This is a genomic window from Bacillus sp. z60-11 (assembly GCF_046464135.1).
GTDB lineage: Bacteria > Bacillota > Bacilli > Bacillales > Bacillaceae > Bacillus > Bacillus sonorensis_A.
In genome coordinates this window covers 409,977-433,152 of the sequence record NZ_JBIYSN010000003.1, presented here as the reverse complement: position 1 = coordinate 433,152, position 23,176 = coordinate 409,977, and the positions used below count along the sequence as shown (strand labels likewise).

Below are 23,176 nucleotides of genomic sequence, written 5' to 3'. Positions count from 1 at the left end.
CTGTCTGCGGCATTTCCAAAACATTCATTTCTCTTCACAAGACAAAATGGTGACAAACAGAGGGGGCGCCTCCACTTGCCACTCACAATTAGCCTTTTCGCCTTATTTGTTCCAGTCTGCTAAAAACTGTTCAATGCCTTTATCAGTCAGCGGGTGCTTCGTCAGCTGGTGAATGACTTTCAGCGGCATTGTACCGATATGAGCCCCTCTCAGAGCAGCTTCTGTGACATGCTGCGGATGGCGGATTGATGCGGCGATGATTTGCGTATCCAAACCATGAACATCAAAAATCTGCCTCACTTCGCTGATCAATTCCAGGCCGTTATGGCCGATATCATCCAGGCGTCCCAAGAACGGGGAAACATATGTCGCTCCGGCTCTCGCTGCCAAAAGCGCCTGGTTTGCGTTGAAGATGAGCGTGACATTCGTCTTGATACCGAGATCAGTCAGCGCTTTAACAGCTTTGAGACCGTCAGAGGTCATCGGAATTTTCACGGTGATGTTTGGCGCGATTTTCGCAAGCTCTTTTCCTTCTTCAATCATCTCTTCCGCCTTTAGAGAAATAACCTCGGCGCTGACAGACCCTGAAACCACCTCTGTAATCTCGCGCAGACGATCATGAAACGAAATGTTTTCTTTTGCAACTAAGCTGGGATTTGTCGTTACTCCCGCAAGAACCCCCAGAGAATGAGCCTCTTTAATCTCGTCTATGTTTGCAGTATCAATAAAAAACAACATATTGATAAAACCTCCTGTCATGAAAAATGTCTGAACTATGGAACTTGTTTGCGCTTTCCGAGATGATATGGATAAAACCGCCTGTCTTCTATCAGGCGGCTTTTTTGACTGAACGGGAAGCAAAAGAGCCTCATGCCAATACAGCATGTGTGAACAGCGCTTCCCAAAAACGCCGGAAAAAACATCCTATTTCCCCCGAAAGGGAAACAGGCGTGTTTTTCCAACCGTCATTAAGCTTTGTTTGAAGAACCGAATTCGCGCATTTTGCCGATAACTGTTGCTTTGATCGCTTCGCGAGCAGGTCCGAGGTATTTACGAGGATCGTATTCATCAGGCTTGGCTGCCAATGTTTCACGAACAGCTTTCGCAGATGAAATCTGGTTTTCAGTGTTAACATTGATTTTAGCTGTTCCAAGAGAGATCGCTTTTTGGATGTCAGCAGTCGGGATACCAGTACCGCCGTGAAGAACAAGCGGAAGACCGGTTGTTTTTCCGATTTCCTCCATCTCTTTGAATCCAAGATTTGGTTCCCCTTTGTAAGGGCCGTGAACAGAACCTAGTGCTGGTGCAAGGCAATCGATGCCTGTGCGCTCAACAAGCTCCTGACACTCTTTAGGGTCAGCGTAGATGACGCCTTCAGCGATAACATCGTCTTCCTGTCCGCCGACTGTTCCAAGCTCTGCTTCTACTGATACTCCATGGAAGTGAGCGAGCTCAACAACTTTGGAAGTTGTTGCGACGTTTTCTTCAAATGGATGGTGGGAAGCGTCGATCATCACAGATGTGAAGCCTGCATGAATCGCTTTCGCGCAAGATTCGAAGCTTGAACCGTGATCTAAGTGAATGGCGACAGGAACTGTCACATTGTATTCTTCCATCAGTGCTTTTACCATGGCAACGACTGTTTTGAAGCCGCCCATGTAGCGTCCCGCACCTTCAGAAACACCGAGGATCACTGGAGATTTTTCTTCTTCAGCAGCCTGTAAAATCGCTTGAGTAAACTCAAGGTTGTTTAAGTTAAATTGTCCGACAGCATATCCGTTTTCTTTTGCGTTATTCAACATTTCCGTCATTGATACTAAAGGCATGTCGAAAGTCCTCCTTATGTAGCCTGATTTGCTCTTTTGCGAAAAAAGCTCTCCACACCTACCTAGCATGACCAGAAAAACCTGCCATATGTAAAATGTTTTGTTTATTAAACTTTAGATAGCTTTTCTCTACTTATATAGAATAACAATTTATCGACAAATCGGCAACATCATCGCTTGTGACAACATCAAAAACTTTTTGGATCTGCTAACCGTTTGACTTGATCGGGAGGTATGTTTTGACCGCCTCGCGGATTTCATCGATATCAAAAGGCTTGGCAAAGTGAGTCAGGGCGCCAAGCTCCTTCGACTCCTGGATCATGTCCAGTTCGCCGTAGGCGGTCATGATAATGACGCGGATCTCCTCATCTATGACTTTCATCCTTTTTAAAATTTCGATTCCATCCATTCCAGGGATTTTCATATCAAGCAAAACAAGGTCGGGCCGTTCCTTTTTGACAATGTCGAGCGCTTGAATGCCGTTGGCGGCCTGGAAGGTTTTGTACCCTTCTTTATTGAAAACTTCATTCAGCAAAACCCGGATACCGTACTGATCATCTACGATTAAAATCTTCTCATTCATTTTTCTACACCTCTATAATTATAATTTTCGCCAAAATTAAGCAGTAGTTTATCTATTCTGTTTTGATTTTCTCTTTTCCTTTAATTAAAATATTTAAGTTTGCGACATATTTAGAGGATTTTTCCCAAGATTCTCTTTTGTTATATAATGATAGTCAGTAAAAAAGGAGGAGTCAGCTTGCTTAAAATCTTTACCACACAATTGTCGGGAATCTTCAACCGGATTCAGGACGGTGAATCCGAGCCGATCGAAGACGGCGCCCGTCTGTTGGCCCAGGCGGTTATCAGCGATCACTCGGTTTATGTATATGGAAAAAATGAATTGGAGGGCATTCTGAAAGAAGCGCTCTATAGTTCTGAGCCGTTTCCTTCCGCCAAACCGCTGCCGCGGTATGAGGAAGACTGGCCGGATTTTCAACCGGCAGACAAAGTGCTGATGTTCTGCGCGCATTCCTCAGACGATGAAGAGCTGAAAATGGCGGAAAATCTGAAAGAAAAAGGAATCGATCTCGTTGTCGTGTCCCCTGTCGGCAAGGAAGGCGCCCCGATTGCAGCATCGGCCGATGTACACATTGATTCAAAGCTTAAAATGCCGCTTCTTCCCGATGATGACGGGACGAGATTCGGCTTTCCGTCGCTTATGGTCAGCCTCTATATTTATCATGCCCTGTCCTTTACATTAAAGGAAATTCTTCAGGAATACCAATAAAAAAAGCTTGCCTGAAGGAAATAAGTTGCGGATGAGGCCCGCCTTATGAATTTCATACCGGTCCGGCCTCGCCGCAAGGAAAAAAAGCCTGCCAGCAGTTGAACCGCTGACAGGCTTTTTATGATGTTTACAGCTTTTCTGACGCTTTTAATGAAGCTTGAACGAAGTCTCTGAACAATGCTTGCGGTCTTGTCGGTCTTGAAGTGAATTCCGGATGGAACTGTGACGCGACAAACCACGGATGGTCTTTCAGCTCGACAATCTCTACAAGGCGGCCGTCAGGGCTTGTCCCTGAGAAGACAAATCCGGCTTCTTCCATCTGCTGTCTGTACTCATTGTTAAATTCGTAGCGATGGCGGTGGCGTTCGTAAACCACTTCATTCCGATAAGCCTCATAAGCTTTTGAACCTTCCTGGAGCTTACACGGATAAAGGCCGAGGCGAAGTGTTCCGCCGAGATCTTCAATATCCTTTTGTTCAGGAAGCAGATCGATGATCGGATGTGGTGTAGAAGGATCAATTTCAGCCGAATGCGCACCTTCAAGGCCGAGAACGTTTCTTGCATATTCGATCGATGCCACTTGCATGCCGAGGCAAATTCCCAAGAACGGAATCTTTTGCTCGCGCGCGTATTTGACGGCGGCGATTTTCCCTTCGACACCGCGGTCCCCGAATCCGCCCGGAACAAGAATTCCGTCTACATCATGGACCAGTCCGGCCACGTTTTCTTCCGTTACTTCTTCGGCGTTGATCCATTTAATCTGAATGTCGGAGTCGAACGCATATCCAGCGTGGCGAAGCGATTCAACGACTGAAATGTAGGCGTCCGGCAGCTCGACGTATTTGCCGACTAAAGCGATTGTCGCCGATTTAGAAAGGTTTTGCACTCTATTGACAAGCTCTTTCCATTCTTCCATATCAGCTTCTTTGCATTCCAACTTCAAATGGCTGCAGACAAGGTCGTCAAGCCCTTGATTTTGCAGATCAAGCGGAATGGAATACAATGTTTCGGCATCCCCGGCTTCAATCACCGCTTTAGGATCGATGTCGCAAAACAGCGCAATTTTATCTTTCATATCTTGAGAAATCGGCATTTCCGTTCTGACGACGATGACGTTTGGCTGAATGCCGAGGCTGCGCAGCTCTTTTACGCTGTGCTGTGTCGGTTTTGTTTTCATTTCTCCCGCCGCTTTCAGATATGGAACAAGCGTACAGTGAATGTACATCACATTGTCGCGGCCGACATCGCTCTTGATTTGGCGGATCGCTTCGAGAAACGGCAGTGACTCGATATCCCCGACGGTGCCGCCGATTTCCGTAATCACGACGTCAGCGTTCGTTTCTTTCCCGGCGCGGAACACGCGGTCCTTGATTTCATTTGTGATATGGGGAATGACCTGAACGGTGCCGCCCAGGTAGTCTCCTCTGCGTTCCTTTTTCAGCACTGTGGAATAGATTTTTCCCGTTGTCACATTGCTGTATTTATTTAAATTGATGTCGATGAAGCGCTCATAGTGTCCCAGGTCAAGGTCGGTTTCCGCACCGTCGTCGGTTACGAATACTTCTCCGTGCTGATACGGACTCATCGTGCCGGGATCCACGTTGATATACGGATCAAACTTTTGAATGGTGACGTTCAAGCCTCTGTTTTTCAGAAGGCGCCCGAGTGAAGATGCTGTGATTCCTTTTCCAAGCGAGGATACAACTCCTCCGGTTACAAAGATATATTTTGTCATTTCTGTACCCCTCTCTTCAATTAACACTTATTCCTTAAAATGCTCCGTTTATGGAAAATCATTTAGATCTTTTCTAAATGATTTAAATGATTAGGAGGCGGAAAAACAAGAAAGCTCCCTTTCAATTTCTTGAAAGGGAGCTGTTAGTTCGTATCACTTGAATCTCTTCTTTTTGAAGAGCCCAAAATACATACTACATAGTTCGCCTGTGAAAGTCAAGATCGATTTAAAAATGTATATGCCGTTTAAGACATATCATTAATCTTCGTCATCCTCGTCTTCATAATCGTCATCCAAGATCTCGTCTTCAAGATCATCAAGCTCGTCATCATCCGCCTCATCGATATCGTCGTATTCCTCGTCGTCAAGGTCAAGATCTTCTTCAACATCGTCAAGGATGATATCATCCTCGTCAATTTCTTCGAATTCATCAAGAGCGAGGTCCTCTTCAACAACTTTTTTCGCTTTTTTCTTCTTCGCTTTTACGGTCGGCTGTGTTTCTTCATCGAGCTGATCATACGGATACCAGCTGCGCAGACCCCACGTTTGGTCTGACAGCGCCAAAAAGCGGCCGTCAATATTTAAATCCGTGTAAAACTGGGCAATGCGGTTTTCCAGTTCTTCTTTCCCCAATCCAAGCAATGAAACCACTTGGTCTGTAAGCTCCTGGAAAGTCATTGGTTTCTTTTGTTCAGAGAAAATTTCGTATGCGATTTCAACTAAAGCCATTTCCTTTAGCTGCTCTTCTGAGTATTGTTTCAAACTCATCGCAGGACACTCCCTTTCTAGCTTCATGTATGTATCTACTATCTTTGTCATAGAAAATAAGCATGTAATTTCTGTCTTTACGACAAACCATACCTCTCATTATAAACAAAAGAAAACACTTTATGCCACCTTTATTCCCGTTAATTCATTAATTTTTACCGCACGGGCGGGAAAAGGAAGACCGGGGAGACGAAGCCTGGAAACAGGGCGGCCGCGAGAGCGCGAAAGCTCGTTGAAAAAACCATGCCGGCAGCATGTCCGCCGGCACGGTTTAGAGAAGATTCACTTCATCAGCATCCTCGAAATCACGATTCTCTGAATTTCCTGCGTCCCTTCATAAATTTGCGTGATTTTCGCATCCCGCATATAGCGCTCAACCGGATAATCCTTTGTGTAGCCGTACCCGCCGAAAATCTGCACGGCCTCCGTCGCCGCTTTCATCGCCGTATCCCCGGCAAAAAGCTTTGACATCGCGGATGCTTTCCCGTAAGGAAGTCCTTCCGATTCCAGCCAGGCCGCCTGATAGGTTAGGAGCCTTGAAGCCTCGATCGCCGTCGCCATATCAGCGAGCTTAAAGGCGATGCCCTGCTGTTCGGCAATCGGCCGGCCAAACTGCTTTCGTTCCTTCGCATACGCTTTAGCCGCCTCTAACGCACCTTGTGCGATGCCGACGGCCTGGGCCGCGATTCCATTTCTGCCTCCGTCAAGCGTCATCATCGCAATTTTAAAGCCTTCTCCCTCTTCACCGAGGCGGTTTTTTAAAGGAACGCGGCAGTCTTCAAAGATAATTTCCGTTGTCGGAGAGGAACGAATCCCAAGCTTCTTTTCTTTTTTCCCGACGGAAAAGCCCGGAAAATCCTTTTCAACGATAAAAGCGGTGGTCCCTTTGTGCTTAGCTTCCGGATCCAGCGCAGCAAACACAATGTAGCAGTCGGCGATTCCCCCGTTGGTGATAAAAATCTTCGTCCCGTTTAAAACGTATTCATCACCGTTTTTGAAGGCGGTCGTTTTCATCGCGCCGGCATCGGATCCTGAACCGGGCTCCGTCAATCCATATGCCCCGATCTTTTCGCCGCGCGCCATCGGTTTTAAGTACGCCTGCTTTTGCTCTTCCGTTCCAAAAGCATAGATAGGCCAGCCGGCAAGCGACGTATGAGCGGACAAAGTGACGCCGGTTGATGCACAGACTTTGGAAAGCTCTTCAACCGCCATAACATATGCCAAATAATCGCTGCCGATTCCCCCGTATTCCTCAGGCCACGGAATGCCCGTCAGCCCCAGTTCTGCCATCTTTTGAAACAGCCCTCTGTCAAACCTTTCTTCCTCATCCCGCTCCTTTGCTGTCGGCTCCACCTCATGCTTTGCAAAGTCACGCACCATTTTCTGTATCATTTGATGCTCTTCTGACAGCGTAAAGATCATCGCTCTTTCCTCCTCTGACACCTTATAAATGCTTGCTGATGACGATTCTCTGAATCTCGCTCGTTCCCTCGTAGATTTCGCATACTTTTGCATCTCTGAAATACCGTTCAGCGTCGAAATCCTTTGTATAGCCATAATCGCCGAGCAGCTGCACCGCTTCATCGGCGACATACAGCGCCGTTTCTGAGGCGAACAGTTTGGCCATTGACGCCGCCTGCCCGGTTTTCATCCCTTGTTCCTTCAGCCAAGCGGCCCGGTAAACGAGAAGCTTCGCGGCCTCCGTCCTCGTCGCCATATCGGCCAGCTTAAAAGCCGCTCCCTGCCGCTTTTGATGCAGCTCTCCGTCCGGATAGCGCGTTTTCAAAAAGTCGATGGCATAAGCAAGCGCTCCTTCGGCAATCCCAAGAGCCTGCGCGGCGATGCCGATCCTGCCGGTGTCCAGATTTGCCAAGGCCATTTTAAACCCTTTGCCTTCCTCGCCAAGCAGCTGGCGGGCCGGGATGACAGCGTTATCAAAATTCAAAGTGACGGTTTTCGACCCGTGCAGGCCCATTTTGTCTTCATTTTTTCCGATCTGAAAGCCAGGTGTGCCTTTTTCTACGATAAAGGCGGAAATACCCTTTGTCTTAGCCTCCGGATTTGTTGAGGCAAATACGAGGTACACATCCGCCCGGCCGCCGTTGGTAATAAATACCTTGGATCCGTTCAGCACATAGCTGTCTCCGCGCTTTTCCGCCCTTGTTTTTAAGCTTCCGGCATCAGATCCGGCGCTTGACTCTGTTAAACAAAATGCCCCCAAATATTGCCCGGAAGCGAGTTTTTTGACGTATTGCCCTTTTTGCTCATCAGTGCCGTATAAAAGAATGGGAATCGTGACAATCGATGTATGGACAGATAAAACCGCGCCCAAAACGGCGCTTACCTTTGACAGTTCATGAATCGTCATGATGTACGAAACAAAGTCTTTGCCCGCTCCGTTGTACTTTTCCGGAACCGGAAGCCCCATCAAGCCGCGTTCCGCCATTTTTCTTAAAATTTCTCCGGGGAAACGGCCCTTTTCCATTTCCGGCACAAAGGGAGCGACCTCCTGTTGGACAAACTGCCTGATGAATGTCTGCATGCGGCTTTGTTCCTCTGTAAAACGAAGGTTCAATATCCGTCCCTCCTTTAGGCTTCTCTGTACGTATAAAAGCCTTTGCCCGTTTTCTTGCCAAGGCGTCCGGCACTGACATATTGCTTCAGGAGGGGGCACGGCCTGTATTTATCATCTCCGAAGCCTTTGTGCAGCGTCTCCATAATATACAGGCAAGTGTCGAGACCGATCAGGTCGGCAAGGGCCAGCGGCCCCATTGGATGGTTCATGCCGAGCTTCATGATTCCGTCAATGCTTTCCTTTTCCGCGATTCCCTCATAAAGGGCAAACACCGCTTCATTGATCATCGGCATTAAAATCCGGTTGGAGATAAACCCTGGAAAATCATGGACTTCAATTGGCACTTTGTTCAGCTTCTTTGCGCATGTGACAACGGTTTGATAGGTCTCGTCGCTCGTCTCCAAGCCTCTGATCACCTCGATGAGCTGCATGATCGGCACGGGATTCATAAAATGCATGCCGATGACGTTCTGCGGTTTTTGCGTGACCGACGCAAGCTCTGTAATCGACAGGGACGATGTATTGCTGGCCAATATCGCTGAATCTCCGGTTATATCGTCCAAGCGCTTGAAAATCTCTTTTTTGACGTCCATTTGCTCGACGGCGGCTTCGATGACAAGGAAAGCGTCCGCGGCATCTTCAAGCGACGCTGCGGGGGATAAACGCTGATAGATTTGTTTCACATCTTGGTGCGGCATTTTCCCCTTTTCCGCCTGTTTGACAAGCTGGTCGGAAATTCGCTTCATTCCTTTTTGAATTTGTTCTTCTGATACGTCATGCATATCCACATTATAGCCGGCCTGGGCGCACACCTGGGCGATTCCGGACCCCATCTGACCTGCGCCGATGACCATGACCGTGTCATTTCTCATATCAAAATCCCCCTTTTTAAACTTCAATCATAACGGCATCTCCCTGGCCGCCTCCGCTGCAAATCGCCGCAATGCCCGTACCGCCGCCGCGCCGTTTTAATTCGTACATCAGCGTCAAAATGATTCTGGCTCCGCTTGCACCGATCGGATGGCCGAGGGCAATGGCGCCGCCGTTGACATTGATTTTTTCCGTATCAAGCCGGGCGATCCGTGCGCTGGCCAAAGCGACCGCGGCAAAGGCCTCATTGATTTCAAACAGGCTGATGTCGGCAAGCTCAGCCCCCGTTTTTTTCAAGAGCTCCTGAATGACAAGGCCCGGCGTTTTTGGAAAGTCTTTGGCTTCGACAGCAATCGATGTATGCGCAGTTATGACGGCGGCGGGCGACAGCTTCAAGGCTTTCGCTTTTTCTTCGCTCATCATGACGAAAGAACAGGCCCCGTCATTTACACCTGGCGCATTGCCCGCTGTGATCGTGCCGTCCATATCAAAGACGGGCGACAGCTTCCCGAGACGTTCCAGCGATGTATCAGCCCGGGGAGCTTCATCCTGGTCAACCGTTATTTCCCTTCCCCGCTTTTCTTGAATCCTGACCGGAACGATCTCTTCTCCAAAGATACCTGATGAGGCCGCCCGTACAGCCCGCATATGGCTTCGCAGCGCCCACCGATCCTGTTCTTCCCTTGTAATCTCTAATTCTTTTGCCGCGGCATTCCCGTATGTGCCCATGTGCACACCCGTAAATGAACATGTCAAGCCGTCTGTGATCATTGAATCCCGAACAGTTCCATTTCCCATCCGCAGGCCCCATCTCGCTTTGTCCAGCATATAGGGTGCGTTTGACATCGATTCCATCCCGCCGGCGGCAATGACTTCCGCATCGCCGGCACGGATGATTTGATCGGCCATGGTGACGCTTCGTAAACCGGATGCGCATACTTTATTGACCGTTTCTGTTTTAACCTCCCACGGAAGTCCTGCATGCCGGGCCGCCTGCCTTGACGGCAGCTGTCCCTGCCCTCCCTGCAGAACGGACCCCATGATGACTTCATCAATATCCTCCGGTCTTACCCCGGACCGCTGTAACGCTTCTTTGATGGCAATACCTCCGAGTTCGGCGGCCGTTTTTGTCTGAAGCGCGCCCCCCAGCTTTCCAAATGGCGTCCGAGCACCGCCTGCAATAACCGTTCTGACCATTTATACTCCCCCCGCTTTGTCTTTTGAATATTGACGATAAAAGAAGGCGGAGATAAAGCTCACACCTTCTTTTATTCAACCTTTCTAGGAAGCATGTTCTTTCTCTTCTGATCCAAATACAGCGCGTTCGAGCAGCTCACAAACATCATATGTGCCGACTTGATCCTCGATTTCCTTTGCCTTCGTCCCGTCGCCGAGCATTGTTAAGCAATACGGGCATCCCGAACTGATGACCGAAGGTGAGGTGCTGAGAGCCTGCTCTGTTCTGGCCACATTGATTCTCGCGCCCGTCTCCTCCTCCATCCACATGAGGCCGCCCCCGGCTCCGCAGCACATCCCGTTTTCACGGCTGCGTTCCATTTCCACCAGGCGGATTCCTGAGATCGAGCGCAGAATCTCCCGCGGCGGGTCATATACTTCGTTGTAACGGCCCAAATAGCAGGAATCATGGAAGGTGACCGTTTCATGGACCGGGAACTCCGGCTTGAGCCTGCCTTCTTTAATGAGGGTGGCGAGTAATTCTGTATGATGATAAACCTTTGCTTCCAAGCCGAAATCAGGATACTCATTTTTAAAAACATTGTATGCATGAGGGTCGATGGTTACAATTTTTTGAACATTGTTTTTCGCAAATTCCTCGATATTCTTAACGGCAAGCTCCTGAAATAAAAACTCGTTGCCGAGCCGTCTCGGCGTATCGCCGGAATTCTTTTCTTTATTGCCTAATATCGCAAAGGAAACACCCGCTTGGTTGAGGAGGCGCGCGAAAGCCAGCGCGATCTTTTGGCTTCTCCTGTCATACGACCCCATCGATCCGACCCAAAACAGGTATTCAAACGCCTCTCCTTTTTTCTTCATTTCCTTGACTGTCGGAATCTCAACGTCTTCTCTCGCATCGCGCCAGTTTTCCCGTTCTTTCCTGTTCAGCCCCCAAGGGTTGCCCTGCCTTTCAATACTGGTCATGGCCCGCTGGGCATCGGCATCCATCTTGCCTTCTGTGAGCACGAGATAACGGCGGAGATCGATGATTTTGTCGACATGTTCATTCATGACCGGACATTGGTCTTCACAGTTCCGGCATGTTGTGCAGGCCCAGATTTCTTCTTCGGTGATGATGTCGCCGATCAGACTTGGATTGTAAAGCTCTGCTGCAGCGGCTTCCCGCGATCCTTCACCGCCGGCGGCCATGGCAAGCTGATTGCCCTTTGTATGTTTAAAAAACGCCGCGGGAACCCACGGGGTTTTTGAAGTGACAGCGGCGCCCTTCTCTGTCAAATGGTCTCTGAGACGCAAAATCAAATCCATCGGCGACAGCATTTTCCCGGTCCCTGTCGCCGGACACATATTTGTACAGCGGCCGCATTCCACACATGCATAAAGATCGATCAGCTGGGACTGTCTGAATTCCTCAATGCGCCCGACCCCAAACGTTTCTTTTGATTCATCTTCAAAATCGATTTTTTCAAGCTTGCCCGGATTTGTCAGACGGCTGAAAAACACGTTCGCCGGACCGGCCAGCAAGTGGGCATGCTTGGACTGCGGAACATAGACCAAAAACGTCAGCAAAATCAAAAGGTGGGCCCACCAGGCAGCATAGAACACAACGGCGGCCGCGGTTTCACCGATAAAGCCGAAAATGAAGGCTGCGGCAGACGCCATCGGTTCATGCCATGACGGCGAATGACCGTGCCAGATGATGTTCATCCCGTTTCCGAGCAATACGGTAAACATTAAACCGCCGATCAAGATGAGCACGATCCCGGACTTTACATTCCGCTTCAGCCTGACGAGCTTTTCGATATACCGTCTGTAAAAAGCCCAGACGACCGCGATCAAAATCAACAGCGTCACAATTTCCTGAAAGAAAGTAAACGCCGGGTACGCTTTGCCGAGCGGCAGCCCCCTGTCCGGCAAAAGCCCTTTCACAATAAAATCAATCGCGCCAAACTGGACGAGAATAAATCCGTAAAAAAACATCACATGAATGATGCCGCTTTTTTTATCCTTGAGCAGTTTTTTTTGGCCGAACACATTCACCCATATCTTTTGAAGCCGTTCCTTTATCCTTTTATCAAAAACCTCTTTTTGCCCGAGCCTGATGTAGCTGACTCTCGTTTTAACCAGGTAAATGAACAGATAAACGGCGTAAGCGGTTACACCTAAAAATGCAAGGAAATTCAACCATAACAAATCATTCAACTGCAGCTCCCCCTTTCATGTCCCAATCCCCTTCCGAACTACCTTTATCTTAAATAATGAATGAGTGTTCAGTCAATATTTTTTCATAAATCCGGAAAATAAGGGTACACTAATTCTCTACATGTCTTAAAGGAGTGTCCTCTTTCGTGATTCCGTTCATGATGATTTTGTTTCTGCTCATTCTGCTGGCGGTGTTCGACTTTTATTTCGGCCGAAAAGCATTGAAAAAAAGGGCTTATGAACCTGTATTTTCGGAGAAAAGAAGCGACATTGAACTGATTCACAACGGAGAAGACCTGTGCGAGCGGCTGATGCACGATATACGGCAAGCTGCATCATCGGTCCATGTCATGTTTTATATGATGAAGCACGACGCTATCAGCCTCGAATTTTTCCGGCTGCTGAAGGATAAAGCGGAAGCAGGAGTTCCCGTATATTTACTGATCGACCGGATCGGCTCCATAAAAGTGAAGAGAAAAACGATGCGAATGCTGGAGGAAAGCGGGGCGCATGTCCATTTTACAAATCTCCCGGCTTTTCCTTTTTTCCTTTATCGGCTGAATGCGAGAAATCACCGGAAAATCACGATCATTGACGGAAAAATCGGTTATGTGGGCGGCTTTAATATCGGAATGGAATACCTCGGGAAGGAAGAAAAATTCGGTCCGTGGAAAGATTATCATTTGCGAATGACGGGAGAAGGCGTTGCTGATCTGCAGCACATTTTTTTAACAGACTTAAAAAGAAATGCGCCTTTGATAAAACTGAAAAGCAATCCATTTCCCGCCCTGCACAAAGGAGCCGTCACCCATACGATGCACGCTACCAAGGGATTTTCGCTCGAAAAACGCTACGTGTCACTGATTGACCAGGCAAAAGAACGAATCATGATCTGCACACCTTATTACATCCCGAGCCCCGCTTTAGAGCAGGCTGTGCTCTCAGCAAGAAAACGGGGCGTGATCGTTTCGATTCTCATCCCGATGAAAGCCGATCACCCGCTGGTCAAAGAAGCCGCCTTTGTGCATTTTTCCGCGCTTTTGGAGGCCGGCTGCTTCATTTACAGATATTACAAGGGGTTTTACCATGCCAAAGCAGTGATTGTGGATAACAAGCACGTCATGATCGGGACAGCAAATTTTGATTTTCGCAGCTTGTTTTTCAATGATGAAGTCAGTGTCGTCATCCATGATAAAGAATGGTCCAAACAGTTTCTCTCCGTTGTTCAAGAAAGCATTGAACAGTCAGAGCTGCTGACGAAGGAACGGTACGCGAAGCGGCCTGTGATCCAGCGCCCCTTGGAATGGCTGGCAAAATCGGTCGCCTATTTTTTGTGAATTCGCGTTTACTGGATCAACATCTGGGGTAACAATTCATCAAAATGAATATTTACATATCGGAGGGGATGCCATATGAATCAAGCAGAATCCATCAAACTGAGCGCGCAGTCCTTAACCTTGAAAAACCTGATTGAACTGTACCGCCTCTGCCGCTCAGCAAGACATCAGCTTTATATCTGCACGAAAAAAACGATGTGCACAATGAAAGATTTGATCGAACTGGAAATGTTCAGAATGGCCAACAGAGAAAAAGAATGCCTTGTTGTCATCGAGGGAAAAGAAGCGCAAGCGCTGATCAAGAAAGCAAAGTCGATTCTCTCGGAGACTCATATCCAACCATAAGCCATTCAGTCTCCCCCGAAAAAAACAAAAATCCCCCATCTTGGATGAGGGATTTTGCTTTTTACATTTTTTCAGGGGCGGAAACACCGATCAGCTTCAGCGCGTTATTTAGCGTAATTTGTGTTGCCTTCATCAATGATAAACGCGCGCGGCTTTTTTCTTCATCCGCCGGGTCGAGAACTTTCTCAGCATTGTAAAAGCTGTGGAGCACGGATGCCAGCTCGAAGATATAGTTTGTGATGCGGTGCGGAATCCGCTTCTCCGCAGCATCGGCGACAGCTTCAGGGAACGCGCCGATCACTTTCAGCAGGTCATACTCTTTCTCAGATCCGATTTTCGTCAGATCAAGGCTGCCTTCAAATGAAATGCCTTTTTCTTCGCCTTGGCGGAGCATGCTGCAAATTCTCGCATGGGCGTATTGCGCGTAGTAAACCGGGTTTTCATTTGATGTCGAAACGGCAAGGTCAAGGTCAAAGTCCATGTGTGTGTCGGCGCTGCGCATCGCAAAGAAATAGCGAACCGCGTCAAGGCCGACCTCATCAATGAGATCGCGCATGGTGACGGCTTTTCCGGTACGTTTGCTCATCTTCATTTTTTCGCCGTTTTTATAAAGATGGACGAGCTGGATGATCTCGACCTCAAGCGTTTCCTTGTCATAGCCGAGCGCTTCAATGGCCGCTTTCATCCGCGGGATATAGCCGTGGTGATCGGCTCCCCACACGTTGATCAATTTATCAAAGCCGCGGTCAAGCTTGTCTTTGTGATAGGCGATATCAGGCAGAAGATAGGTATATGATCCGTCTTTTTTGATCAGCACGCGGTCTTTGTCATCGCCGAATGCAGTCGAACGGAACCATGTCGCACCGTCCTCTTCATAGATGTGCCCTTTTTCCCGGAGGGTTTCAAGCGCCTGATCGATTTTGCCGTTTTGATAAAGCGATGTCTCCGAATACCATACATCAAACGGTACACGGAAGTTTTCCAGATCCTCGCGGAGTTTCCCCAGCTCGTATTTCAAACCATACTCACGGAAAAATGCAAGGCGTTCGCTCTCTTCATCATGGATAAAACGGTCGCCGTACTCTTCGGCGAGCTTTTTGCCGATTTCTTTAATATCCTCGCCGCGGTATCCATCTTCAGGCATCGGCTTTTCCTGACCGAGCGCTTCAAAATAGCGGGCTTCGACAGATAAGGCAAGGTTGTTGATTTGATTGCCGGCATCATTAATGTAATATTCGCGGCTTACTTCATAGCCGGCTTTTTCAAGCACATTGCAAAGGGAGTCGCCGACCGCCGCACCGCGGGCGTGACCGAGATGGAGGTTCCCCGTCGGGTTTGCAGAGACGAATTCGACCTGAACGCGTTCTCCGCCGCCGGTATTCGTTTCGCCATAAGCCTCCCCCGCTTTAATGACAGCGGGAATCAGCTTTGTTAAATATTGATTATCCATATAAAAATTGATGAAGCCAGGGCCCGCAATATCAAGTTTATCAATCGATGCTTTTCCTTTATCGAATGATGAGACAATATCCTCGGCAATCATGCGCGGCGCCTTTTTCGCGATTCGCGCCAGCTGCATCGCCATGTTAGTGGAATAGTCCCCGTGAGCTTTATCTTTCGGCAGTTCCAAAACGACTTCAGGAATATCCTTTTCCTCAGCGAGCCCTGCTTTGATGACGGCCTCTTTGATTTCCTGCTTCAGCACATCTTTCATCTGTTCGACTATGTTCATGACTCTTGTCCTCCTCTATACGAAATCGACATCTTATGTAAATGCTTTTGATCATCTCTTACAATCATATCGTACTCTATGCTGATCTTTCCTTCCCGGGACTCGTGATTGACTGATATCTCCTTTGTGTCAACACCCAGCTCGAGCTCTCCGAAAGGCATTTTATAATGGGTGACGGTTCGTCTGCCCGGCCTGAAGCGCTGCTTCATTTCAATGGCGCCGGAACGCATGACCAGAACTTCGCTGTCGCTTGCTTTGACAATCGTTTTCACCTTTCCCGCCTCATGCTCTTCATGATAGGAAAGATAGATTTTATCTTTTTTCGTATAATAAAATCCCGTTGTCCGGAATTCAATCGTTTCGGTTTCCGATCCTTCGCGGATTACAGATTTCACATGAATGTCTACGGGTGTCTCCTGATCCATTCCGACACTTCCTTTTTTGATCCGATTTGACTTGATTAGTATAATCATTCAAAGAAAAAAGTTCAACCGCAGCCCCTTTATACCATCTTAACAGAACGGCACGGAAGATAAACAATTTTTCTAAGAAAAAAGCCGTCCCATTATGGGACAGCTCAGATTGTTGACAAAGTTTTTTGTCAGCCTTTAGCAGACCCGAACCCCCTTGCAGTCTGGGAAGGCCGAGCAGCGGACTTTCACAGGATGTGATGACGACGGTGTTCGGACAGGACGTCCGGTCGCGTTTAACCGTCGTTCCATGTGATAGGCGTGCGTTCAGGCAGGACGCCTGAGCCATTAGCCGCCGTTCCTTTTTCTATTCGCAAGCTCCGCCTTTGGTGAGGCCTGATAACGAATGCGAGGGTTTGTCGACGCGCTGGGCCTGCCTTATTTTACCCAGCCGAGCAGCATTTCGCGGATCAGCTTGCTTGCCGTATTGGCCGTTTGCTCCGAATGGTCATAGATCGGCGCCACTTCCACCAGGTCCGCGCCGGCGACCTTAACATCCGAACGGGCGATTTCGTGAATCGAAGCAAGCAGCTCTTTGGAAGTGATGCCTCCGGCGTCCACCGTTCCCGTTCCAGGCGCATGGGCCGGATCCAACACATCGATGTCAATCGTTACATAGACCGGACGTCCGGCGAGCTTTGGAAGGATTGTTTTGAGCGGCTCAAGCACTTCGAACTTGGAAATGTGCATGCCGTTTTCTTTTGCCCATTCAAATTCCTCTTTCATCCCGGAGCGGATTCCGAATGAAAACACATTTTCCGGCCCGATCAATTCCGCCGCCTTGCGAATCGGAGTTGAATGGGAAAGCGGCTCACCTTCGTATTCGACGCGCAGATCTGTGTGCGCATCCATATGGATGATGGCCAGGTCCGGATATTTTTTGTACATCGCTTTTATGACCGGCCAGGAAACAAGGTGCTCTCCACCCATACCGAGCGGAAATTTTCCTTTTTCCAAAATGCCGTCCACATATTGTTCAATCATATCGAGGCTCTTCTGCGGATTTCCAAAAGGCAGGGGAATGTCGCCTGCGTCAAAGAAATGAACCTCGTCAAGTTCCCTGTCCAAATATGGACTGTATTCTTCAAGTCCGATGGATACCTCGCGGATTCTTGCCGGACCGAAGCGGGAGCCGGGGCGGTAGCTGACCGTCCAATCCATCGGCATGCCGTAAAGAATGGCGTCCGCCTTTTCCCAGTCGGGACGGCTTGCAATAAATACTTTTCCGGAATATGCTTCATCAAATCTCATCTTCAAAAACCTCCCTGAAAAAAAGCGCAGAATCTCATCCTGCGCCAAACTGTTTTATTTGATTAAATCGCTGACGAATTTCGGAAGGACAAATGCCGCTTTATGAATCTCTTTTGTATAGTATTTCGTCTCGATATCAAAGAAACGGCTCTCCTCCACTTCGAGAGGATCGTATTTTTTCGAACCGATCGTAAACGTCCACAGTCCGCTTGGGTATGTCGGAATGTTGGCCAAATACAGCTTGGTGATCGGGAAGATTTCCTTTACATCGCGCTGAACGTTTGTGATCAGCTCCGGTGTAAACCAAGGGTTGTCCGTCTGAGCGACGAAAATGCCGTCTTCTTTCAGCGCTTTTGCAATCCCCGCGTAAAATCCTTTTGTAAACAGGTTAACAGCAGGCCCTACCGGCTCTGTTGAATCAACCATGATCACATCGTATTCGTTTTCCGATTTGGCGATGTGCATGAAGCCGTCATCAACCTTCACTTCGACGCGCGGATCGTCAAGCTTGCCGGCAATGGAAGGCAAATACTTTTTGGAGTATTCAATGACCTTGCCGTCGATATCGACAAGCGTCGCCTTTTTTACGCTTGGATGTTTTAAAATTTCTCTGATGACGCCGCCGTCACCGCCGCCGACAACGAGCACCCGCTCAGGATTCGGATGTGTAAACAGGGGCACGTGCGCCACCATTTCGTGGTAAACGAATTCATCTTTTTCAGATGTCATCACCATGCCGTCCAAAAACAGCATGTTGCCGAATTCTTCGGTTTCCGCCATTTCTAGTTTTTGGAAATCTGTCTGCTCTGTATGTAAAGTCTTATTGATTTTCATTGTAATGCCGAAATTTTTCGTTTGCTTCTCTGTATACCAAAGTCCGCTCAAAGCGTCATCTTCCTTTCATTATGAGCTGTATTCCCATCTATTTTTCTCGCCTGTTGCGACGATTATTCTGCCCGTTAAAATCGGCTTTTGCCTAAGGAAAAAGTATAGAGGAATTGAGGGTAATTGTAAAGACAGATCGATCCATTTTAAAAGTGCCGTTTCTGAGATAAAAATATTCCCATAGGTCGGCATTTCTATTATAATGGCTAAGCTTATATTCGCGTGCGCCTTGGAGGTATTGCTTTCATGATCAATCGAATGTTAACCCAGTACATAGCCGGCCGGCGCAAAAGGTTTTTCATCGCCTTTCTGCTGATCGGCGCAAGCATTTGTTTTTTTCGCCCGGTCTATATCCGGGATTCAGCTGCCCCGTCATTGCCCGATTGGCTGCTGGAAGTCAGCGGCTCTCTCTTTTTGAACCATGTGATTGCCGTTTCAGCTGCGATGTTTTTATGTTTTGGCGCCATCCAATGGCTGTCGACATCCGGGTTTGCGCTTCCTGAGCGCGGCGTCTTTTTTGCTTATATCATCCTCGGAACGGCCGTCGCCGCTTTTGTTATGGTCAGCATCTTGCTGTGGAGCGTGATCATCGGCTGGTTTAAATTTAACGGATATGGTCCGGAACATATTCATCCCTTTTTTGAACTGGCAGACTCTCCTTCTTTATTTGTTGCTGCGCGCTTGTTTATTGACTGGTGGTCGCTTTGTTTTCTGATCTTTCTGGGACTGGCGGCGGCAGCGGCCGTCAAAAAAAGCCGAGCCTTTGTATGGCTGCCGCTGATCTGGACGATCGGCTTAATCGTCCTGTCTACATTCAACATCTCCTTCAAAGGGCTGCTGCCTGCGGAAGGCATGCTGCTGTCCGTCCATGCAAACGGGGCTTCGCCTTTCTTGATCACGTCAGTAAATGAAGGCGCGGTTTTGATCTTGTGGTGCCTATTATACGCGGTCATTGCGCGCGGAAACAGGACGGCCGTGCACTAAAACCGTAGTTTCTGCCTGGGAACGCTGAGACGCATGTATTTCATGCGTTTTTTCTTTTTTCGTTTGTTTAAATCCTCCTCTTTTTCCTCATAATGATAAGAACATTTTATTTTTCCGGGAGGAGATTTAGGCATGGACATGATGACGGACAAGCGGGTCCGTTTAACCATCAAGACGATACGGGCTTTTTTGTTCATGGGAGCATTGTTGCTGATCTTCCTTTCAATCATCGTCATGACGGTGGTACTGGCCGCTAAATGGCAAGGGGCTCCTTCCGTTCAGGTGCCAAGATCCACTGTGCTTTACGACGGAAATGGAAAACAGATGGGCGAAACCCATTATGGGCAAAAACGGTATTGGGTTTCACTCGACAATATAAATCCAGCAGTCATTGATGCGACGCTTACTGTTGAAGACCGGAATTTCTTCCGACATCACGGTTTTGACTTTGTGCGAATGGCCGGAGCCGTCATCGCCGATCTGAAAGCGATGTCCAAGGTTCAGGGAGCGAGCACCATTACCCAGCAGTACGCAAGAAACCTTTATCTCGGCCATGATAAAACGTGGAAAAGAAAGTGGAATGAAGCTTTTTATACGATACGCCTCGAGCAAAACTATTCAAAAAAAGAAATCCTGGAAGGCTATTTAAATACCATTTATTACGGACACGGAGCTTACGGGATTGAGGCCGCTTCCCGCTTGTATTTCGGCAAGCGGGCCAAAGATTTAAACACGGCGGAAGCCGCCATGCTCGCCGGCATCCCCAAGGGGCCGTCTGTTTATTCTCCTTTAGTGAATGAAAAAAAAGCAAAAGAGCGGCAGGAAATGATCCTGACGATGATGGCCAAAGAACAAAAGCTGACGAAAAAGCAGGCGGAAACTTTGAAAAAGGAGCCTTTGACATATCGAAAACAAGCGGAGCAGGAAGCGGAAAAGAAAGCCCCATACTTTTATGACGAAGCCGTAAAAGAAATGGCTCGGCTGCTGCACCTGACACCGGAGGAGGCGGAAACCGGCGGCTTCAAGGTCTACACGACGCTCAACCCCCGCCTGCAAAAAATCGCCGAAAACACAATCAAGAAAACGATCGACTCAAAGTCAGGCATCCAGATCGGGTTTGCCGCGGTCGACCCTTATGACGGCAGCGTTCTTGCCCTTGTAGGCGGACGCGACTATCAAAAAAGCCCATTCAACCGCGTCACACAAGCAAGGCGGCAGCCGGGTTCAACGATGAAGCCTTTCCTTTACTATTCGGCCATACAAAACGGCTTTACACCGGCAACACGGCTGAGGAGCGCGGAAACGACATTTGAGCTTGGACAGGGAAACGCCTATTCCCCGGGCAATTACCACGGCTATTACGCTGACGGCCCCATTACCCTTTTGCAGGCCTTGGCCCTGTCCGACAATATTTACGCGGTGAAAACACACCTCTTTCTCGGCATGGACAAACTAATTGATGCGGCAAAACAGTTCGGCATCAAAAGCCCGCTGCAAAAAGTGCCGTCACTCGCTCTCGGAACGTCTCCCGTCAAACCGATTGAAATGGTGAACGGATACGCGATGTTTGCCAACGGCGGGAAAAAAATCGAACCGTCTTTCATTACGAAAATCACGGACCCAAGCGGCAAAGTGCTTTATGAAAAACCGAAGCGGCACAAGCAGGCGCTCGATCCAAAAGCCGCTTTTATTACGGCAGACATGATGACCGGCATGTTTGACAAGTCGCTTAACGGCTATACATCGGTTACCGGCCGGACGATCGCCGATCAACTGACGCGCACATATGCCGGAAAATCAGGGACGACCAGCACAGACAGCTGGATGATCGGCTTTTATCCGGGCCTTGCTTCAGGTGTTTGGACCGGATACGATAAAGCACGGACCATTGACGCCGTGGCCGAAAAAAACTACGCCAAACAAATCTGGGCCAAATTTATGGAAAAAGCGCTTGAAGGCCAGCCTCACGCGGCGCTGATGCCGCCTGAAGGTGTGACAGCCATAAATATTGACCCGGCTACAGGCTATGCCGCCGCTCCCGGCTGTCCGGCCAAACATGTCGCTTATTTTGTCGACGGAACCGAGCCTGACCAGGTATGCTATGGAAAGGAAACCTATCAAGACAAGAAAGAACCGGAAAAGCCGGCCAAACCCCACAAGCGGATGAAATGGTGGGAAAAGTGGCTTAAAAAAGTAGAATAAAGACGGCGGAAGCAAAAATCCCAAAACAGCTTTTAGTTTTGGGATTTTGTCATCTTTTCAGCGTGACCCTCAACCCTTGCAGTCTAGGAAGGCCGAGCATCGGAGCGGACTTTCACAGGATGTGATGACGGCGGCGTTCAGGCAGGACGCCTGAGCAGTTAGCCGCCGTCTTACTTTCTGCATGAGCACCGACTTAGCAGGCCTGACAACGAATGCGAGGGTTTGTCGACACGCTGAAATCCCCCGGACCGATATGTCCGGGGGATTTCTTCTATTCCTGCAGCAATCCTTTTTTCAGTTCTTCTGAGGAACGCTCCCACAGCGCTTGATCATGATGTTTCAGAAAGTCGGCCAGGACCCGCTTTGAGCCATCATCCATATGCTCGACGATAATCTTCCGCTTCATCGACTTATCCATTAAATTGACATGCTCCGGAAGCGATTTATAACCGCGGCGGATGCTTCTGTCAACGGTCATTTCACAAGCCGTCACACCCGCATAATAAGGGCCTTCTTCCCTGCGGTCGATCGTCACCCAGACGAGCCAGTAAGGCTTTCCGTTTGGCACTTCGTCTTTATTCGGGAGAAATTTAATCCCTTTTTCCACGGTGCTGCGGGCGTGCATGGCACCGATATCGACGAATGCTTCTTTCTCCTCAACATCGACGATGACCGGAGAGATGTTGTCAAGGCTCAAAGCCCCTGCGCCAAATCCCCCGTGTCCGTCCGTCGGATCGGTTTTTTTAATGATGTTGAAACCGATTGTTTTCTTCTTTTTCCCTTGTTCCATCAAAAATACCTCCTACATCAGCGGCCGGAAAACGCTGTTGAATATCAATATGATGAATTCCCGCCCCTCATTCAGAAAAGGCCAGAATACGTATTGACCGAGCGGCGTGATGACGATAATCAGAAAAACGAGCGCACCGTAAGCTTCATACTTCGTCAGCTTCGCCCGGACATCAGGCGCGACAACGTCCTGGATGATCCGAAATCCGTCAAGCGGCGGAAACGGCATCAGATTAAAAAGAAATAAAAGCAGATTTAAATTGACCCAAAGCGTAAAGAATTGAAGCAGCCCCGTATAAAAACTCAAGGGCAGCACTGATGACAGCTTTGCAGATAACAGTAACAAAATAAAACCGAGCAAAGCAAGAATCAGGTTGCTGATCGGGCCGGCTATCGAAACGAGAAACCCGGCAAGCCTCGGCTTTTTAAAATAAAAGCGGTTGACGGGGACAGGCTTCGCCCAGCCAAATCCCATCAAAAAAATTAAAATCGTCCCAAACGGATCAAGGTGTTTGAGAGGATTCAAAGTCAGCCGTCCCTGGCGTTTGGCCGTCTCATCACCGAATTTGTACGCCACATACGCATGGGCGACCTCATGCACCGTAAACGCAGCGGCAAGCGTCAACACAACATATGGAATCATGTCCAGCGGATAAATTAGAAACCGTTCTAAAATTGGAATTTCCCTCTTTCTCATATACAAAGATTTACTAACTTCAG

21 protein-coding genes are annotated in these 23,176 nt (G+C 48.5%); 5 read left to right on the top strand and 16 right to left on the bottom strand.

The window, feature by feature from the left end:
* Positions 1–102 precede the first annotated feature (102 nt).
* The 3 genes from fsa to ACINLD_RS11985 all read right to left on the bottom strand — a co-directional run bounded on the left by fsa (position 103) and on the right by ACINLD_RS11985 (position 2,409).
* Entirely contained in the window at positions 103–738 is a 636-nt protein-coding gene (gene fsa / locus ACINLD_RS11995; RefSeq protein ID WP_026589109.1) for a fructose-6-phosphate aldolase, read from the bottom strand.
* 230 nt (positions 739–968) lie between these two features.
* Entirely contained in the window at positions 969–1,826 is an 858-nt protein-coding gene (locus ACINLD_RS11990) for a class II fructose-bisphosphate aldolase (protein WP_077736031.1), read from the bottom strand.
* A gap of 208 nt (positions 1,827–2,034) precedes the next feature.
* On the bottom strand, positions 2,035–2,409 hold the full coding sequence (locus tag ACINLD_RS11985; RefSeq protein WP_026589112.1) for a response regulator: 375 nt from the start codon (positions 2,407–2,409) through the stop codon (positions 2,035–2,037).
* A gap of 177 nt (positions 2,410–2,586) precedes the next feature.
* Between ACINLD_RS11985 and ACINLD_RS11980 the strand changes: the two genes are divergently transcribed.
* The gene (locus ACINLD_RS11980) at positions 2,587–3,117 is read left to right on the top strand and encodes a DUF2529 domain-containing protein (protein WP_026589113.1); all 531 of its coding nucleotides are present in this window, start codon (positions 2,587–2,589) and stop codon (positions 3,115–3,117) included.
* A gap of 127 nt (positions 3,118–3,244) precedes the next feature.
* On the opposite strand, the gene ACINLD_RS11975 is transcribed toward ACINLD_RS11980, so the two are convergent.
* The 7 genes from ACINLD_RS11975 to ACINLD_RS11945 all read right to left on the bottom strand — a co-directional run bounded on the left by ACINLD_RS11975 (position 3,245) and on the right by ACINLD_RS11945 (position 12,461).
* Positions 3,245–4,852, bottom strand: coding sequence for a CTP synthase (locus tag ACINLD_RS11975; protein WP_026589114.1), 1,608 nt, complete (start codon positions 4,850–4,852; stop codon positions 3,245–3,247).
* 258 nt (positions 4,853–5,110) lie between these two features.
* Positions 5,111–5,620: a DNA-directed RNA polymerase subunit delta gene (gene rpoE, locus ACINLD_RS11970; RefSeq protein WP_409444369.1), complete on the bottom strand. Its 510-nt coding sequence runs from the start codon at positions 5,618–5,620 to the stop codon at positions 5,111–5,113.
* A gap of 282 nt (positions 5,621–5,902) precedes the next feature.
* Positions 5,903–7,042 carry an acyl-CoA dehydrogenase gene (locus tag ACINLD_RS11965; protein WP_409444370.1) on the bottom strand — a complete coding sequence of 380 codons (1,140 nt, stop codon included), beginning with the start codon at positions 7,040–7,042 and terminating at the stop codon, positions 5,903–5,905.
* 22 nt (positions 7,043–7,064) lie between these two features.
* On the bottom strand, positions 7,065–8,195 hold the full coding sequence (locus ACINLD_RS11960; protein WP_409444371.1) for an acyl-CoA dehydrogenase family protein: 1,131 nt from the start codon (positions 8,193–8,195) through the stop codon (positions 7,065–7,067).
* A 14-nt stretch (positions 8,196–8,209) separates the two neighbouring features.
* Positions 8,210–9,067 (bottom strand): 3-hydroxybutyryl-CoA dehydrogenase, encoded by an 858-nt coding sequence (locus ACINLD_RS11955; RefSeq protein ID WP_409444372.1) that lies wholly within the window; start codon positions 9,065–9,067, stop codon positions 8,210–8,212.
* 16 nt (positions 9,068–9,083) lie between these two features.
* Positions 9,084–10,262, bottom strand: a complete 1,179-nt coding sequence (locus ACINLD_RS11950; RefSeq protein ID WP_077736028.1) for an acetyl-CoA C-acetyltransferase — start codon at positions 10,260–10,262, stop codon at positions 9,084–9,086.
* Between the two features lie 84 nt (positions 10,263–10,346).
* Positions 10,347–12,461, bottom strand: coding sequence for a heterodisulfide reductase-related iron-sulfur binding cluster (locus ACINLD_RS11945; RefSeq protein ID WP_077736027.1), 2,115 nt, complete (start codon positions 12,459–12,461; stop codon positions 10,347–10,349).
* Between the two features lie 158 nt (positions 12,462–12,619).
* On the opposite strand from ACINLD_RS11945, the gene cls reads away from it, so the two are divergent.
* Both cls and ACINLD_RS11935 read left to right on the top strand, forming a co-directional pair.
* Complete coding sequence (gene cls, locus ACINLD_RS11940) at positions 12,620–13,798, top strand: cardiolipin synthase (protein ID WP_409444453.1); 1,179 nt, start codon at positions 12,620–12,622, stop codon at positions 13,796–13,798.
* Between the two features lie 75 nt (positions 13,799–13,873).
* Entirely contained in the window at positions 13,874–14,143 is a 270-nt protein-coding gene (locus ACINLD_RS11935) for a hypothetical protein (protein ID WP_026589122.1), read from the top strand.
* 61 nt (positions 14,144–14,204) lie between these two features.
* Here ACINLD_RS11935 and argS read toward each other — a convergent pair whose 3' ends face one another.
* The 4 genes from argS to speE form a co-directional block, all read right to left on the bottom strand.
* Entirely contained in the window at positions 14,205–15,875 is a 1,671-nt protein-coding gene (argS, locus tag ACINLD_RS11930; protein ID WP_410207003.1) for an arginine--tRNA ligase, read from the bottom strand.
* Positions 15,872–16,300, bottom strand: coding sequence for a DUF1934 domain-containing protein (locus tag ACINLD_RS11925; protein WP_410207002.1), 429 nt, complete (start codon positions 16,298–16,300; stop codon positions 15,872–15,874). The genes argS and ACINLD_RS11925 overlap by 4 nt, the downstream gene beginning before the upstream one ends.
* Before the next feature lie 423 nt (positions 16,301–16,723).
* Positions 16,724–17,596, bottom strand: a complete 873-nt coding sequence (gene speB, locus ACINLD_RS11920; protein ID WP_026589125.1) for an agmatinase — start codon at positions 17,594–17,596, stop codon at positions 16,724–16,726.
* Positions 17,597–17,650: 54 nt separating this feature from the next.
* Positions 17,651–18,481, bottom strand: coding sequence for a spermidine synthase (speE, locus tag ACINLD_RS11915; protein WP_026589126.1), 831 nt, complete (start codon positions 18,479–18,481; stop codon positions 17,651–17,653).
* A gap of 246 nt (positions 18,482–18,727) precedes the next feature.
* Here speE and ACINLD_RS11910 point away from each other — a divergent pair, with 246 nt between their 5' ends.
* Together ACINLD_RS11910 and ACINLD_RS11905 are read left to right on the top strand one after the other, a co-directional pair.
* On the top strand, positions 18,728–19,465 hold the full coding sequence (locus ACINLD_RS11910) for a hypothetical protein (RefSeq protein ID WP_256860286.1): 738 nt from the start codon (positions 18,728–18,730) through the stop codon (positions 19,463–19,465).
* A gap of 132 nt (positions 19,466–19,597) precedes the next feature.
* A complete protein-coding gene (locus ACINLD_RS11905; RefSeq protein ID WP_026589127.1) occupies positions 19,598–21,667 on the top strand; it encodes a transglycosylase domain-containing protein in 2,070 nt (689 codons plus the stop codon).
* A 271-nt stretch (positions 21,668–21,938) separates the two neighbouring features.
* Here the strand turns inward: ACINLD_RS11905 and ACINLD_RS11900 are convergent, their stop codons facing one another.
* Complete coding sequence (locus ACINLD_RS11900) at positions 21,939–22,457, bottom strand: YwhD family protein (RefSeq protein WP_026589128.1); 519 nt, start codon at positions 22,455–22,457, stop codon at positions 21,939–21,941.
* Between the two features lie 12 nt (positions 22,458–22,469).
* Positions 22,470–23,153, bottom strand: a complete 684-nt coding sequence (locus tag ACINLD_RS11895) for a site-2 protease family protein (RefSeq protein WP_035428675.1) — start codon at positions 23,151–23,153, stop codon at positions 22,470–22,472.
* Positions 23,154–23,176: the final 23 nt, after the last annotated feature.

Coding starts and splice junctions, on each gene's coding strand:
- fsa (WP_026589109.1), bottom strand. CDS start 738: ATGTTGTTTTTTATTGATACTGCAAACATAGACGAGATTAAAGAGGCT.
- ACINLD_RS11990 (WP_077736031.1), bottom strand. CDS start 1,826: ATGCCTTTAGTATCAATGACGGAAATGTTGAATAACGCAAAAGAAAAC.
- ACINLD_RS11985 (WP_026589112.1), bottom strand. CDS start 2,409: ATGAATGAGAAGATTTTAATCGTAGATGATCAGTACGGTATCCGGGTT.
- ACINLD_RS11975 (WP_026589114.1), bottom strand. CDS start 4,852: ATGACAAAATATATCTTTGTAACCGGAGGAGTTGTATCCTCGCTTGGA.
- rpoE (WP_409444369.1), bottom strand. CDS start 5,620: ATGAGTTTGAAACAATACTCAGAAGAGCAGCTAAAGGAAATGGCTTTA.
- ACINLD_RS11965 (WP_409444370.1), bottom strand. CDS start 7,042: ATGATCTTTACGCTGTCAGAAGAGCATCAAATGATACAGAAAATGGTG.
- ACINLD_RS11955 (WP_409444372.1), bottom strand. CDS start 9,067: ATGAGAAATGACACGGTCATGGTCATCGGCGCAGGTCAGATGGGGTCC.
- ACINLD_RS11950 (WP_077736028.1), bottom strand. CDS start 10,262: ATGGTCAGAACGGTTATTGCAGGCGGTGCTCGGACGCCATTTGGAAAG.
- cls (WP_409444453.1), top strand. CDS start 12,620: ATGATGATTTTGTTTCTGCTCATTCTGCTGGCGGTGTTCGACTTTTAT.
- ACINLD_RS11935 (WP_026589122.1), top strand. CDS start 13,874: ATGAATCAAGCAGAATCCATCAAACTGAGCGCGCAGTCCTTAACCTTG.
- argS (WP_410207003.1), bottom strand. CDS start 15,875: ATGAACATAGTCGAACAGATGAAAGATGTGCTGAAGCAGGAAATCAAA.
- ACINLD_RS11925 (WP_410207002.1), bottom strand. CDS start 16,300: ATGGATCAGGAGACACCCGTAGACATTCATGTGAAATCTGTAATCCGC.
- speB (WP_026589125.1), bottom strand. CDS start 17,596: ATGAGATTTGATGAAGCATATTCCGGAAAAGTATTTATTGCAAGCCGT.
- ACINLD_RS11910 (WP_256860286.1), top strand. CDS start 18,728: ATGATCAATCGAATGTTAACCCAGTACATAGCCGGCCGGCGCAAAAGG.
- ACINLD_RS11905 (WP_026589127.1), top strand. CDS start 19,598: ATGGACATGATGACGGACAAGCGGGTCCGTTTAACCATCAAGACGATA.
- ACINLD_RS11900 (WP_026589128.1), bottom strand. CDS start 22,457: ATGGAACAAGGGAAAAAGAAGAAAACAATCGGTTTCAACATCATTAAA.
- ACINLD_RS11895 (WP_035428675.1), bottom strand. CDS start 23,153: ATGAGAAAGAGGGAAATTCCAATTTTAGAACGGTTTCTAATTTATCCG.